The organism is Stenotrophomonas sp. 80084_Sma, from assembly GCF_056481995.1.
Map to the genome: position 1 here is coordinate 1404536 of NZ_CM151177.1, position 12163 is coordinate 1416698.

Sequence of the window (12163 nt, forward strand, 5' to 3'; positions counted from 1 at the left end):
AAGAAAGCGGGCCCGCAGGCCCGCTCCGACGTTACTTTTTGCTGGCAGCGCTCTGATTGCCGCCTTGCTCGGCCAGCATGGTCAGCTTCTCGTCCGTCGCCTTTTCCTCCTCCAACGTCTCCAGAAGGTAGGGCAGGGCGTCCTTGTAGCCCAGCTGTTTGGCCAACGCCGCGATGGTGCCGTAGGAGGCGATCTCGTAGTGCTCCACCTTTTGGGCACCGCCAATCAGGGCGGCGTCGCGCACCGGGCCCTTCTCAATGGAATCGATCACTTCCTTGCCTTCCTCCACCAAGCCTTCCATCGCTGCGCATTTGATGCGCTTCAGGCGGATCCCCAGCACCTCCACGACCTGATCGATGCGTTCGATCTGCCCTTGGGTCTCTTCCAAGTGGGCCTCGAAGGCGGCGGCCAGGTCCGGATTCTCCGCAGCACGGGCCAGGCGGGGCAGGGCCTTGGTCAGCTGCTTTTCAGCGCTGTAAATGTCAGAGAGCTCGTGCACAAACAGTTCTTCAGCGGTCTTGATAGCCATGTGGGCATCCGAGTTAGGGAGAGCCATTACCCTGCCCCGCTGGTCGGCGACGATGCGTGAAGGACCGGTGCAATCAAGGTTATGACACGCGCGTAGCGGAGGAAACGGAGAAATCTGCACCATCAGACGTGCCCAGAAAGGGAAGCGGTCAGGGCCGGAGCCCTGCGCCCTGTCAATGAGGAACTCCCCGGGCCGGTCGCCGACATGGGAGTTATGATGAACGTCCCTCCCACGGCGTGGTCCCATGCGCTTGAGCAAACTGGACATCGCCATCGGCCACTTGGAAGCCGCGTGCGTGCTTTATCTGGCGCGACTTCACCCCGCCACCGTCGTGCTTCTGGCCGGGACGGCAGAGGACATGCTCCGCGCGCTGCCCCCGGCCAACGACACCCCCACCATTGGCGAGCACATGCTCCAGGTGGCTAGGCAGATGAGCGCTCGCCAAGATCTGATCTACCGTGACATCAAAGAGGACATGGTGGGGCTGCGGAATGCAGTGAAACACGCGACTCGAGAGGGCGAGCACCACGTGGATCTGTTCCCCGTCGACGAGCACCGCTACCTCTTGGGCGCGTTGCTGAATGCGTTTCGCTGCGGCGCTCACTTCTCTGCGGCGATGACAGAAGCGTATGTGCGGATCGCCGATGCCGAAGGATGAATAGCCTTGCGAAGCGAGTGAGCGCAGTTAGACCTTGGACTGTCGAACCCTCAGGGTCTTCGCTTTCGCCCCGAGGACCTCAACGACCGTCCGGGCGGCGTAGCGCAGTTTCAAGGCCATTCTTGGCGCGGGGCAAGCGCAGTGTTGGATCTTCACGTGTGGCTCAACTGGCGCTCGGCAAGATTCCCGCATGGATACCCCCGACGTTCCTGAAAGTGGCTTGACCATCAAGCTTTATCGCGAGAAGGGCAGTTGCACGCTTCGATTGGAGGATCTTCCTAGCAATCCTCCGAGCGACGACGAACTTCTTTGGGTGGATCTATGCGGGGCTCCCAATCAGCAAGCCGAACAGGTGTGGCGCGCGCTGAAGTTGAATCCCGCGTCCCTGCCGAGCAGTCCCATCGCCACCAATCCCCGGCTTGAAAAGTTCGCCGACCATTTTATGGCGCGCGTGGTAGCCGTGTTGCGTGGGAAGGGGCTGAAGTTCCAGGGCGCGGTGTTGACCGTCGTGGCTGGGGCGAACTTTGCGGTGACCCACCACGACGAAGACATTGCCTTCTTGGCTGATCTGCGGGAGCGGGAACCCGAGAGCGCCCGCGACATCGGCTGCTTGGGCGAGGCGAGCTTCGTGGCCGCATTGTTGGATTGGCATCTTTCCACGTATTTCTCCGCCGTCGCGCTGTTTGAGGTGGAGATCGAACGGTTGGAGAGTCGGATCTTGTCTGATCAGCCCCCTGGGCGCTCGGCCCTGCCCGAGCTCGCCGCGCTCCGAGCCGCGGCCTCTCGGCTCCGACGGATGCTGGCACCGCACCGAACTGTCTTCGACGGCCTCTCGCGGCCGGACTTCGTGCCTGACGGGGCCGAAGAGGTGGCGCGGCACTTGCGCGATCTGGACGACAGGTTTGAGCGAGCGTTGGACGTGGTCGAGAACGCCCGAGAGCTCGTTGTTGGCAGCTTCCAGCTCTTCAGCACCCAGACCGAGCTCCAAACCAACGAACGCATGAAGCTGCTGACCTTCGTGACGGTGGTGACCGGCTTGCTGGCCGTCATCGCGGGCGCGTTGGGCATGAACTTCGATGCCAACTTCTTCGGCATGAAGACCGAAGGCTTCTGGATTGCGGTGGGCATCATGGCGGGGCTGGGCGCGACCTCCATTTTCGTCGGGCGAAAGCGCGGGTGGCTGTAATCCTGCCCCGGTCCGTGGCAGATAGGGTTTCTGCGAGGCACAGGCGGAAACCTGCCTGAATCCGCTGCGTGTCGTCCCTGGTCCCAGCTTCAGGTAATGGATCGGAGGCTGCCCCGTCAGAAAGTTGGCGTTCTCCTGAGGGATTCAGACTGGCTTTCGATCTTCATGTCTGCCATGAAGTAGTCTGGGATGGATGGTGAAGCGCAGGTTAGAAAACGATGCAAGGGGGAGTGAGGAGTGCTCAGTATGATTCGCTTTGCAGCGCGCTCGATGGGATTCATGGAAGGCAGGAGCTGACGGAGTTCGCTTCGGATTGGGGCCTCCACCGCAGTCCTAGCGAGGATGGCACAGTGGAGGTATGGAAAGGCGCGGCGATGGGGGCCGGCGTTGAGATCTTGTTGCTTCCGCCCGTGTCCGCTTCCAGCGACTGGGCCATCTCGACGCTGGTCACGGTCGGAGGCCGGGTCGAGCATGTCAGACGACGTCCGTTTCGGATCTGACGAAGAGTGGCTGCTAAACGCCTACCACGGCTTTCCTTGGTGCAGCCAATACTGGGTCAGCAGGGAGGCGGCGCGTCGGTTCGCCGACGTCGACGCCAAGCCAGGACCTGTCCCACCACGGCCGTGAGCAGCAGCAGGGCATTGGTCACCACGAATACCGTTGACCCCAAAAGTGCACTGTAGACGGTGAACAGGGTGGACGCGGTCATCTGACCGACGAACAGCCACTTGGAGACCGTTTCGGGGTGGGGAGACTGCCACTGTTTGATCGTTTGCCGGACCAGCGTGGCAATCAGCACTACGGTTGCAGCCCAGCCGAGAACATCAGGATGCATGGCCGCTCAACCGTCCTTTGAGTCGTGGACAGTTGAACCGTCTTGGTCGTGCGCCGGGCGCTTATGAGGCTCCTCAATGATTTCCTTGTTGAGGATGCGAACCTCACCCACCATCAGCAGGCGCATGTCGCGCACGATGTAGTCGGCCAGCGCCTCATTGGTGATGTCGTCACCGGCGATGTCCAGCCGGAAGCCTTGGCCCTGAATCCCGCCCCCGTTACTGAAATCAATCTCGAAATCAAAGCACACCCGCTTATCCATGTTGCCCTCTCCATCGGTGAGATTGGGCGGCACTGAAGGGCCGCTTGCTACGCTAAAGGCGATCATCGGCGTAAGGAGGGCAGCCCACAACTGGCCCCATGCCCGGATCTGAGGGCAGGCTCACTGCCGTTCCCGCTTTCGGCGGTCGTAGAGTTTCATGTCCGCGCGATTGATGGTATCGGCCACCGATTCCCAGGGCCGACCAATGGCGCAACCGCCGGAAAAGCGGATCGGTGCAGGTCAGCGTGGCCGAAATAGTGCGGCGGGCGTTGAACGATTTCTGACCGCGCCAGCACCCGTGGTGGTGCCCGTGTGCGACAAGATCCTGGCTTGGGGACACTAAATCCACGGTCGCCAGTGGAAGCACCCGGAAACCCTCCGGGCCGTGTTTGAAAGTCGGCTCATCCTGCACCCGGCTGATCCGTCTGACGACACCGCAAGCGCTTGGAACTGGGTCAAGGCATGCTTGCCAGCGCAAGTGTGGACGCGCATGGAGGCTCCAACCCCAGCAGAGCTTGAGCGGGTCATACAGACCGATGCGAAGGCCCGGGAAGCTTTGCTTGCTCCACGCCTGGAGCTATCCGAGGAAGAAACGAGGCGATGCTTTGACGTTCGGTTGATCGCCGGACTGGCCATGACCGTCGCCCGGAAAGGATGGCCAGGGGCGCCATTGATGCATGGCGCGTATGGCCGCCACTGGATCATCGAATCGACCGCGAGCAAGAGGGAAGATATCCTTCTGCAGGACATCGGATTGCGTGTCTGGGCCGAGTCGATGGCCATGAAGGCCAATCGCGCCACCCAGCAGGACGCTGCATCCGACGACACGCCGATCTCCAAAGGGTTCCTAGTGATGCACGAGACGGGCAACTGCTGAAGCCGTTCTTGGGTGAGGATGGGAGCTATTCCTGAAGCTCCGTTCAGGCCTAAGAGGGGGCTCCCTCTTAGCGCGTAGAGCCCGGCTCTGGCGGTCCGTAGCCTTTCAGTCACCAACTGACGAGGCAACAACTCATGACGAACGCAACGCCGATGTTCCCCCTGGCCCCCGAGCACCGGGATTTGGGCATTGTTGGCTTGGCCCAGGCCGGCACGCCCGCTCGCACCATCGCCGCTGCGGTGGAAGTGGAGCTGCTCACCGATGCGGGGACCGAGCCGATCCTGCCGCCACGCACGTTCCGCATCGAAAACATCGAGTGGGACACCGAGGGCGAGTTGGCGGAGCAGCTCCCGAGCGAAGGAACAATCACCGTCCCCGGCTGGGAACACGGTGAGTTGTCTGACCCCAACGGCGCCGAATATCAAGCGTTGAGCGATTTCAGCGACCTGCACGGCCACTGCATCCAGGGCAGCAAGGTCACGGAGGTGTTCCATGTCTGATCTCATCCCGGGCATGCACCTCCCCGAGTTCCTGGCTCGCCGCGACCAGGTGTTGGGCGGCTACCAACGCGCCTTCGAGGCGTTGCTGGACGCCAACGAGCAGGCCAAGCAGGCGGGGCTTGATGACTTCTCGACGCTGGAAGGCTACAGCGCAGGCGAGGGGCGGTTGTGGGAGCGCGTCTGCCAGGCCTTGGGGGCCGTCAATCGCCGGTATTCCAAGGAAGCGGAGCCCGAACCGCTCCAGATCCTCATGGAGCGCATCACCCCAGCCGTGGACGCTGCTTGTTGGACCCAGTTGATGACCCTCTCCGGTCTGTGGTCCTTCATCGACAGCAAGCGGCGGGTTGAATGGAACGAAGCGATTCGCCTGGGGGCTGGTTTGCGCGACACGGGCAAGGCGACCGCGCCACCCCCAACGCTCACGGCAGAAAACGTGGCGGCCACGTTTCAGTCTATCCACGCCGAGCGGGGGCAGATGCTCAACGAGGGCTTGCTGGCACTCTTCCGGGGGTTGTCGTGGGACTACAAATCCAACCTGCCCGTGTGCTTGGCCCCGAAGTTGATTCTTAAGGGGCACTTCGAGGCGCAGGACCGTTTCAGCACGAGCTGGTATCCCGATATCAGGAGTTCCAACCAATTGGACGATCTGATTCGGGCACTTTGCCAGGCCGACGGCAAGCCCGAGCCAGATTCGCGGAGCGGCTCAAGGCGATTTGCAGGCGCTCAAGACATGACGGGCGCCCCCTGGGAACCGTATTTCGAGTTGCGTCGCTTCAAGAACGGCAACGCCCACGTCATCTTCCACAAGCACGCCATGGGCCTGGTGGACAAGCTCAATGCCCGGATCTCGGAACTGATGCCCGGGGCGCTGCCGGCGCCCCGGTAGCGGCTGGACATTGCGAGATTGCACGGTAGAACCTGGGGATGAACACACCCGAGCTTGGTGGGCCCATTGTTGGAGGCCGGTGCTTGGCGAGAGAGCTTCAACCATGCCGGCATGACCCCGGTCCATTTGGCGTCCGACAACGGCGACACGGAGAGCTGCCTGCGGTTGATCGCCGCGGGTGTGGACGTGGCCCTGAGTGACTTCCAAGGGCGAAGCCCCGTGGCACTGGCCAACCGAAAGCCGGGTATGAGTCGTTGAGGGTTTACAGTGGTCTCGCAAAACGGCAGGATCGGGGTTTGATCAACCCCAAGGGAAAGCCGTGGCACTGACGCTTGAACAAATCCGAAAGAAAAAGGCCGAGGCCGAGGCCTTGCTGGCCGAAATGGAAAAAGCGGAAAGCGAAGCGGTCGCCGCTGAAGCCGGGGCCAGCTTTGCAGGAGTCTATGAGACCTTGCAGCAGTTTGGGCAGCATTACACAACGAAGCAGAAGAACGATCTGAAGGCGCTGCTTGAGCCACGCAAGGCGGTTTCCGCGAGCGCCGGCATCAGTCGCGCCCCGAAGTTCCAGATCCCGGACGGCACCACCTGGGCTGGCACTGGACGTCAGCCGAAGGCCTTCCTTGCGTGGGCCGAAACCGCCGAAGGCAAGGCGTGGAAAAAGAAGCACCCGGACCAGGAATGGCCGGCGCACCCGTTCAAGGCCTGATTGCCATTGAGCGTTGCAGACAGCGCCCCGGGAAACCGGGGCTTTTTTTGTGGGCGTTGAAACCAAGGGAAGGCAAAGCGGGGCTGGGGCGGGAGCCCCGGCCCATGTCCTAACCCTCCCCGGTGGGGGCTTTTCAGGCGCGGCCCAGGCCGCGTTCTTTTGATCTCTTGAAAAGAAAAAAGCAACGCCAAAATCAAAAGCGGTTCAAATCAAAAGCGTTGTGTGGAGAAGGGGCGGGTGGGCCTCGGCTTCCGCCGGGCCCGGCGCTTAGCTGGAAAATGTGCTGCGCTTCAAGTTCTTCAACGCTTTGCTGCCACTTTGGCAGTTTTGATATTTGGTCGATAAAACGTGGGGTGAAAGTATTGCGATTTTTTGTAGGCGGCTTAGTTTGAGTGGGTAGCGAGGGAGTGCCCCCTCTTCAAAGGTTTTCGCATGATTGCTTATGTTATTGGCCGGTCAGGCTTTGCTCCCCTTGGTTGTCGGGGGTGCTTCTAATGGCCCACCACCACGCCAGCCCTATCCAACTCAAGACGGGCGAGTGGGGCGCCCGGGTGCCCACCCAGAATGTTCAGAACGGCGACAGGCTCACCGTGGTTGCCCGGAGCGGCAGCTCGTGGGAAGCCGTCGTGGTCGGCGTGGTTTGGCAAGGCCCGGAGGCCGCGATTTGCCAAACCGCTCGGGGGCTCATGCAGTGTGGGTGCTGCGGGGAAGTGGGGCAGAAAGGGGCCTATCCCTTCTCAACGTATCCGGCAGAGATGCAGCGTTGCGACGATTGCGGGGGTTCGGCATGAAGACGCCAGCAACGAGTCGCCGCAAACGCTTCTACGCATACCAGCGCCGCTCGGGTGGTCAGTGCTACTTCGATAAGAACATGCACGCCCACCTCCAGCGGTATCCCCATACCATCGGCCATTACCACCTCACGCGCTTCCTGGGCACTTCCGCGTTGCTGACCGCTGAAGAAGCGGCCGCCCAAGGATGGATGGCCAAGCCGCACGGGAGCCCTGCATGACCAAACGCTACATTCTCCGCCCCCCAGAACGTTTGGTCGAAACCATCCACGAGACGTGGATTGACGCGCCCAGCAAAGCCGCGTTTCAAGCCCTGGCCGCCGCGCAAGGCCTGAGCATGCGCGCTGCACTGGCTCAACTCATCGAGCAACACGCCCAGATTCGAGAACCGTTTTCCCCTCGATGCCCGACGCCGTGGGCCGGAGAGGCAAAGGGGCGAGAGCGCTATAAAACCGCGCTTCCCAGTGTGCAGGTGGCTCCCCAGGTCGCCATGGCCCTGATCATCGACGGCAACCGGGCTGGGATTCGTCAGACAGAAGCCGTTCGCCAGTTGGTCTGGCGATGCATCCAAGCCTGCGCCTGACGAATCGGACTGCCTTTTGCGGGCATGGGGCCAAGGACAGCCACGCGGACGCTGGGGCGGAAGCCCCGGCCCATGTCCTAACCTCCCCGGAGGGGGCTTTTCAGGCGCGGCCCCGGGCCGCGTTCTTTTGAGCTCTAGGAGAGAGAAGGCAACGGCAAATGCGGCTCAAAGCAAAAGCGTGGTGGAGAAAAGGCAGGTGGGGCCTCGGCTTCCGCCGGGCCCGGTGTTTGGCGGGAAGTGGAAATATGAGAGGTTTCAAGGTTTTGGCGTTTTCTGCCAATGCCCGTCAGTTTTGCATTCTAGTCAGAAAAATACAGGGTCAATCTATTGCGAAAAGTTGGTTTTCTTTTACTTTGAGATCAGAGAGGAGCGCCGATGCTCTTTAACCAAAGGAAACCCCATGTTGACGTTCTTTGCTTTTTGCCTCTTGGCTGGATTGGTCGCCGGATTGGCCATTGCTGATCGATTGGATGCGCTCTGATGAATACCCGCAGCCAAACCCAAGCGCCCGCCCGGTCCTCCACCCCTGGAGCCCTCCTGCGATTCCTGTTCGACGCCATGTCGGGGATGGGGGCGGCCAAGCTGGGATGGGAGATGGTCACCGACCCCAAGGCCAAGCTGTCGGACATCGCCCTCGGCGTGCCGCTTTGCCTGGCTCCTCCAACGATTGCGGCCACCTGGGCGCTTTGCTTGTTCGGCATCGCCCAACACCACCAACTTTTTTGAAACCAGAACCCCTGACAACCACGGAGGACCCCGCTCGTGCGCAAACTTTTCAACAAACTGCTCAACATCGCCATTTTTGGCATGGTTCTGTTCGCCCTGGACCAAGTCCCGGAACGCCTGGATCGCATGTCGCAAACCGCCCAGAACCTGGTTCAGCAGGTGGGCTACTCGGGCCCCATGCAGGGCATCCCCTCGGGCGTGCCGGACGGTTACGAGTTCTGATGATCCCTCCGCCCTGGCCACCATCCGAGCTCGTTCGCCTCGCATGGACGGCGCGCCGGGATATTGCTGCCAGGCAGCAGCTGCTTCAGGCGTTCCACGAGGGGGCCGATTTCCATTCCCCTCTATCCAGCAGCGATTTAAACAACGACCCGTTCGCCGTCACTGGGGATTGCGTCGCAGGCGTGGTGGTTTGGGAACTGACCGGCGCCAAAGACGCGGAAGAGTGGCTGCACGCGTTTCTTCGCGCGCACGTGCTTCATCAAACGGGCGTAGCCCGATTTCCCGGCCCCGTTGGGTCCGTAGACCACGGTCATCTGGCCTTGGCTGAGGTCCAATGCCGCGTCCTCGCCAAGGGCATTGACGCCGCAGATGGAGGAGACCGAGTCGATGCGAAGCTCAGCGGCGGTGGGTGTCCCCAAGATGGTTCCCGGTGCCAACGCCGGGTGGGGAGCATCCAGCTTCTTGGCTGCCTCGGCCAGGCAGTGATCCGCCAGCGCCTCCATCTCCTCTTCGTTCGGCATGCGGCGGTGCTGGATCACCGCGGAAGCGGCCATGCGCAGCCAGCTTGGGCGGCCATTCAACCACTCTTCCAGAGTCGTAGGCGCAGCGGCCCCATTCTTGTTCGCCATCGGTCACTTCCCCTGTGAATGGCCAGAGCCAGGAAGGCTTCGTCCCCCTCCTCAATAGTGACGTGGGTCACATTTGGAGGCAAGTCGGTGATGGTGTTAGGTGCGAGGGAGAAGAGGCTCAAGGATCGGCAAGGCTGGCCGATAACGGGGATTCGAGGCCGAATCAAGGACGTTGGGCAATGTCGACAGATGCACCGAGTTCCACCACAAAAATGATGCCTTCCCCTCTCCGATGGGGGCTTTGTCTTCTGGGTGTGGCGATGGTTTCGGGTGCCGCAGCCCTTTTCTATCATCCCGCCAAGCAAAGCTCGGTTGAGCTTGACGGAAGCTTGAAGCCGTTGAAGGTTGAGGTGCGTGAGATCGAGCCCTCGACGTTGAGTGCCGCGCTGTTGGGTGGCGGTGTGATATTGATCCTATTTGGAGCAAACGGGCTTCCTTTGCTGCGCTTTTCTGCCGCTGGCATTTTTGCAGAGACGCATCCGGTTGCAGAGATTGCCCAAAAGGTTCTTAAGGAAAACCCCGAGCTCTTGCAAAACTCCGAACCGGTGAGATCCGGAGCTGAGTCACGCTCAACCCCAGATGAGGAGGGGGACGGGGAGGAAGAGCCGTCAGAGAGCCAGAGCGCGGCAGCAACCATTGAGCAAAACGGTATTAAGGTGAAGGTCTATGACCTTCGCAGTGTCCCATCTCGACTACTGGCCGATTCGATCTCAAAGTGGCCCGGCGGAAATCCGCCTGCAACTATTGATCAGTTTGAGTTTGCGTCCAAGCCGGAGGGCCGAGGCAACAAGTCTTGGACGGTGAAGTTTGGCGGGTTTGACCCACTTGTGGTGACCTACGGCGGAAACGGGAAGACGCGCGAAGCCACGGTTCGCTTTGCTACCAAGTGAGGGCGGAAGCTACTTCCTAAGCGACTCTGGGGGTGCCTTCTTTTCGACGGTTGGTGATGGGGTGGAACATCTGCATCTTTAAGGAAAGCTCGATACTAGGCGACAGCGCGCGTTACTCGGCCGCGGCTGTGGACTTGCCTTCAAGCAGTTTGGCGAATGCTTCGCGCTCTTGAGTCGGCAGCTTGACGAGCGCGTTCAACATGTCCGCCAAGCGGGACTGCTGGGAGACGCTCTCCATGCTCAGGGCGAGAATGGCTTCGGACATGCTTGGCGTCGTTGCGACCAAGTAAGCCGGTGGCACTTCCAGTGCTTCGGCCAGCTTGAAAAGGGCTTCCAGACTGATCGACATCGATCCCGACTCGTAGCGGGAGATGCGGGCGGATGCAGTGTCTTTGTCCAACCCCATACGCACTCCAACCTCCCGTTGGCTCAATCCCCTCAGCTCGCGGGCTTGGCGCAGGCGCGCCGCCACGATCGCCCGGGGAGCGGACGGGGCTGCTGTCATGGGCTGAACGGATGCAGTGCAGGCATGCGGGCAGGATGACGGATGACCTACGCCCCGGGTAGACTCTACGTGACACGTAAGTTGCAGGCAACCACGGCAAGGAGCAGGGCATGAAGCATTGGACAGGGGGCATTTTCGCTGTTGCGTTGATGGTGTCGGCCGGGGTCCAAGCCCAAGAGGCAAAAGGACTGCTGCGGCAGATCGGGCAGGCGATCTCGGGGACGCCCAGGACAGTCAGTGAACGGGCAAGGAGCCCCTATTTGGAACCAGCGGGGACTTACTGGGACGACGGCGACCCTCCGATGCTCGACGGCTACACCCGGATCCGGTGGGGCTTGGCGGCCACCGCTTCGGCCGGTTTCGGCATGTGCGAAGACAACCTCTTTGCCCAGGCCAAGGCCGGCGCGGCGCTGACACCGGCCATGCGGACGCACTGCATTGGCTCATGGGGGCACCAGTTCAAACGCGTAGGGCTGCAGGGCGACCCGGCGTCTGCGTTTGAAGCCAAGGCGCGGCAGATCGCCTCCACCGACGCGTTCTACCTGCGGCCCTACATCGACGTGGAGATCGACCCCAGCACCAACATTCTCCACGCCTACGTGCTGGTCATGAACCACGACTGGTATCCCCGCTCGCCTGACTTTCTTCCGACGGCTGTTATCGGCCCTTCGCCGTTGGGCAAGGGCAGTGCGGTGGTCGGGGTCGAGCATGGTGGGCGCTACCATGCCGCGCTGCGATTGAAGCCCGAAGACGCGGCCGAGCTGCGACGGGTGGGGCGCGACGCCACGGGAGACCGAATCTTTTTCAAGGTCGTGGAGGGCAGGTTGAAGCCCAACGGCCTGCCCGACATCGTTCTGCAAATCGACCGGCTCGAGATCGGCTACAAGAATCAGATCATCGGCATCACCCCCTCCAAAGACAAGGACGCATGACATGAAGCACGCACTGATCGTGGCCGCAGCAGCGGCACTTTTGACCCTGACGGCCTGCTCTGGCGACAAGGGCCCCACGAAGGAGGACGGGGTGAAGGTCGTGGAAGGCTTTTTCACCGAGCAGGGGAGGCAGGCAACCCTCCAGCGCTCTTGGCGGTTTGAAGTGACCGACGCGGGCGGCTTGGATCTCGACTGCGAGAAGAAGGCGAATGGGGATCAAGAGTGCTTGGTCAGCGGGTCAGTGAAGGCCCTGGGTTACATCGGCGGCCAGCCCACCAAGGAGGAGCCGAGCGCCCTTAAGCCGAAGCTGCGGGCCCTGTTCCGCCCGCAAGGCGAAGGTTGGCAAGTGGTCGAAGTGACCGACGAAGGGACGTCTGCGGGCTAAACGGGCCGCAGTCCGCCGCTTGACTGCACGCCGGTCCCGATCAAGCGTGCAGCCATCCAACA

General features: G+C 61.5%; 19 protein-coding genes. 14 read left to right on the forward strand and 5 right to left on the reverse strand.

What is annotated here, in order from left to right; translation table 11 throughout:
- Positions 1-31 precede the first annotated feature (31 nt).
- Entirely contained in the window at positions 32-529 is a 498-nt protein-coding gene (locus ACZK3W_RS06540; RefSeq protein ID WP_164089619.1) for a YciE/YciF ferroxidase family protein, read from the reverse strand.
- A gap of 250 nt (positions 530-779) precedes the next feature.
- Here ACZK3W_RS06540 and ACZK3W_RS06545 point away from each other — a divergent pair, with 250 nt between their 5' ends.
- A complete protein-coding gene (locus ACZK3W_RS06545) occupies positions 780-1187 on the forward strand; it encodes a hypothetical protein (protein WP_164089620.1) in 408 nt (135 codons plus the stop codon).
- Positions 1188-1377: 190 nt separating this feature from the next.
- On the forward strand, positions 1378-2373 hold the full coding sequence (locus ACZK3W_RS06550) for a magnesium transporter CorA family protein (RefSeq protein ID WP_164089621.1): 996 nt from the start codon (positions 1378-1380) through the stop codon (positions 2371-2373).
- A 556-nt stretch (positions 2374-2929) separates the two neighbouring features.
- On the opposite strand, the gene ACZK3W_RS06555 is transcribed toward ACZK3W_RS06550, so the two are convergent.
- Together ACZK3W_RS06555 and ACZK3W_RS06560 are read right to left on the reverse strand one after the other, a co-directional pair.
- Positions 2930-3208 (reverse strand): hypothetical protein, encoded by a 279-nt coding sequence (locus ACZK3W_RS06555; RefSeq protein ID WP_164089622.1) that lies wholly within the window; start codon positions 3206-3208, stop codon positions 2930-2932.
- A 6-nt stretch (positions 3209-3214) separates the two neighbouring features.
- On the reverse strand, positions 3215-3469 hold the full coding sequence (locus ACZK3W_RS06560; RefSeq protein ID WP_040008411.1) for a hypothetical protein: 255 nt from the start codon (positions 3467-3469) through the stop codon (positions 3215-3217).
- A 490-nt stretch (positions 3470-3959) separates the two neighbouring features.
- Between ACZK3W_RS06560 and ACZK3W_RS06565 the strand changes: the two genes are divergently transcribed.
- The 9 genes from ACZK3W_RS06565 to ACZK3W_RS06605 all read left to right on the forward strand — a co-directional run bounded on the left by ACZK3W_RS06565 (position 3960) and on the right by ACZK3W_RS06605 (position 8760).
- Positions 3960-4346 (forward strand): hypothetical protein, encoded by a 387-nt coding sequence (locus ACZK3W_RS06565; RefSeq protein WP_164089623.1) that lies wholly within the window; start codon positions 3960-3962, stop codon positions 4344-4346.
- Positions 4347-4480: 134 nt separating this feature from the next.
- Complete coding sequence (locus ACZK3W_RS06570; RefSeq protein WP_164089624.1) at positions 4481-4846, forward strand: hypothetical protein; 366 nt, start codon at positions 4481-4483, stop codon at positions 4844-4846.
- Positions 4839-5732: a DUF4942 domain-containing protein gene (locus ACZK3W_RS06575; RefSeq protein ID WP_164089625.1), complete on the forward strand. Its 894-nt coding sequence runs from the start codon at positions 4839-4841 to the stop codon at positions 5730-5732. Before ACZK3W_RS06570 ends, ACZK3W_RS06575 begins: the two co-directional genes overlap by 8 nt.
- Before the next feature lie 111 nt (positions 5733-5843).
- Positions 5844-5990, forward strand: coding sequence for a hypothetical protein (locus ACZK3W_RS06580; protein ID WP_164089626.1), 147 nt, complete (start codon positions 5844-5846; stop codon positions 5988-5990).
- A gap of 61 nt (positions 5991-6051) precedes the next feature.
- The gene (locus ACZK3W_RS06585; protein WP_057502459.1) at positions 6052-6438 is read left to right on the forward strand and encodes an H-NS family nucleoid-associated regulatory protein; all 387 of its coding nucleotides are present in this window, start codon (positions 6052-6054) and stop codon (positions 6436-6438) included.
- A 787-nt stretch (positions 6439-7225) separates the two neighbouring features.
- Positions 7226-7450 carry a hypothetical protein gene (locus ACZK3W_RS06590; RefSeq protein ID WP_130519092.1) on the forward strand — a complete coding sequence of 75 codons (225 nt, stop codon included), beginning with the start codon at positions 7226-7228 and terminating at the stop codon, positions 7448-7450.
- A complete protein-coding gene (locus tag ACZK3W_RS06595) occupies positions 7447-7812 on the forward strand; it encodes a hypothetical protein (protein WP_164089627.1) in 366 nt (121 codons plus the stop codon). Before ACZK3W_RS06590 ends, ACZK3W_RS06595 begins: the two co-directional genes overlap by 4 nt.
- Positions 7813-8292: 480 nt before the next feature.
- Positions 8293-8538 (forward strand): hypothetical protein, encoded by a 246-nt coding sequence (locus ACZK3W_RS06600; RefSeq protein ID WP_164089628.1) that lies wholly within the window; start codon positions 8293-8295, stop codon positions 8536-8538.
- A gap of 36 nt (positions 8539-8574) precedes the next feature.
- Positions 8575-8760 (forward strand): hypothetical protein, encoded by a 186-nt coding sequence (locus tag ACZK3W_RS06605; protein WP_032960292.1) that lies wholly within the window; start codon positions 8575-8577, stop codon positions 8758-8760.
- A 137-nt stretch (positions 8761-8897) separates the two neighbouring features.
- On the opposite strand, the gene ACZK3W_RS06610 is transcribed toward ACZK3W_RS06605, so the two are convergent.
- Positions 8898-9389, reverse strand: a complete 492-nt coding sequence (locus ACZK3W_RS06610) for a hypothetical protein (protein WP_239521506.1) — start codon at positions 9387-9389, stop codon at positions 8898-8900.
- 179 nt (positions 9390-9568) lie between these two features.
- Between ACZK3W_RS06610 and ACZK3W_RS06615 the strand changes: the two genes are divergently transcribed.
- Positions 9569-10279, forward strand: a complete 711-nt coding sequence (locus tag ACZK3W_RS06615) for a hypothetical protein (protein ID WP_164089629.1) — start codon at positions 9569-9571, stop codon at positions 10277-10279.
- Positions 10280-10391: 112 nt separating this feature from the next.
- Here ACZK3W_RS06615 and ACZK3W_RS06620 read toward each other — a convergent pair whose 3' ends face one another.
- Complete coding sequence (locus tag ACZK3W_RS06620) at positions 10392-10784, reverse strand: helix-turn-helix domain-containing protein (protein WP_145513027.1); 393 nt, start codon at positions 10782-10784, stop codon at positions 10392-10394.
- 110 nt (positions 10785-10894) lie between these two features.
- Here ACZK3W_RS06620 and ACZK3W_RS06625 point away from each other — a divergent pair, with 110 nt between their 5' ends.
- Positions 10895-11716 (forward strand): hypothetical protein, encoded by an 822-nt coding sequence (locus ACZK3W_RS06625; protein ID WP_049452604.1) that lies wholly within the window; start codon positions 10895-10897, stop codon positions 11714-11716.
- A gap of 1 nt (position 11717) precedes the next feature.
- Positions 11718-12101, forward strand: a complete 384-nt coding sequence (locus ACZK3W_RS06630; RefSeq protein ID WP_049452605.1) for a hypothetical protein — start codon at positions 11718-11720, stop codon at positions 12099-12101.
- Positions 12102-12163: the final 62 nt, after the last annotated feature.

Coding starts and splice junctions, on each gene's coding strand:
- ACZK3W_RS06555 (WP_164089622.1), bottom strand. CDS start 3,208: ATGCATCCTGATGTTCTCGGCTGGGCTGCAACCGTAGTGCTGATTGCC.
- ACZK3W_RS06625 (WP_049452604.1), top strand. CDS start 10,895: ATGAAGCATTGGACAGGGGGCATTTTCGCTGTTGCGTTGATGGTGTCG.
- ACZK3W_RS06550 (WP_164089621.1), top strand. CDS start 1,378: ATGGATACCCCCGACGTTCCTGAAAGTGGCTTGACCATCAAGCTTTAT.
- ACZK3W_RS06620 (WP_145513027.1), bottom strand. CDS start 10,784: ATGACAGCAGCCCCGTCCGCTCCCCGGGCGATCGTGGCGGCGCGCCTG.
- ACZK3W_RS06595 (WP_164089627.1), top strand. CDS start 7,447: ATGACCAAACGCTACATTCTCCGCCCCCCAGAACGTTTGGTCGAAACC.
- ACZK3W_RS06570 (WP_164089624.1), top strand. CDS start 4,481: ATGACGAACGCAACGCCGATGTTCCCCCTGGCCCCCGAGCACCGGGAT.
- ACZK3W_RS06565 (WP_164089623.1), top strand. CDS start 3,960: ATGGAGGCTCCAACCCCAGCAGAGCTTGAGCGGGTCATACAGACCGAT.
- ACZK3W_RS06575 (WP_164089625.1), top strand. CDS start 4,839: ATGTCTGATCTCATCCCGGGCATGCACCTCCCCGAGTTCCTGGCTCGC.
- ACZK3W_RS06610 (WP_239521506.1), bottom strand. CDS start 9,389: ATGGCGAACAAGAATGGGGCCGCTGCGCCTACGACTCTGGAAGAGTGG.
- ACZK3W_RS06560 (WP_040008411.1), bottom strand. CDS start 3,469: ATGGATAAGCGGGTGTGCTTTGATTTCGAGATTGATTTCAGTAACGGG.
- ACZK3W_RS06580 (WP_164089626.1), top strand. CDS start 5,844: ATGACCCCGGTCCATTTGGCGTCCGACAACGGCGACACGGAGAGCTGC.
- ACZK3W_RS06615 (WP_164089629.1), top strand. CDS start 9,569: ATGTCGACAGATGCACCGAGTTCCACCACAAAAATGATGCCTTCCCCT.
- ACZK3W_RS06630 (WP_049452605.1), top strand. CDS start 11,718: ATGAAGCACGCACTGATCGTGGCCGCAGCAGCGGCACTTTTGACCCTG.
- ACZK3W_RS06540 (WP_164089619.1), bottom strand. CDS start 529: ATGGCTATCAAGACCGCTGAAGAACTGTTTGTGCACGAGCTCTCTGAC.
- ACZK3W_RS06600 (WP_164089628.1), top strand. CDS start 8,293: ATGAATACCCGCAGCCAAACCCAAGCGCCCGCCCGGTCCTCCACCCCT.
- ACZK3W_RS06590 (WP_130519092.1), top strand. CDS start 7,226: ATGAAGACGCCAGCAACGAGTCGCCGCAAACGCTTCTACGCATACCAG.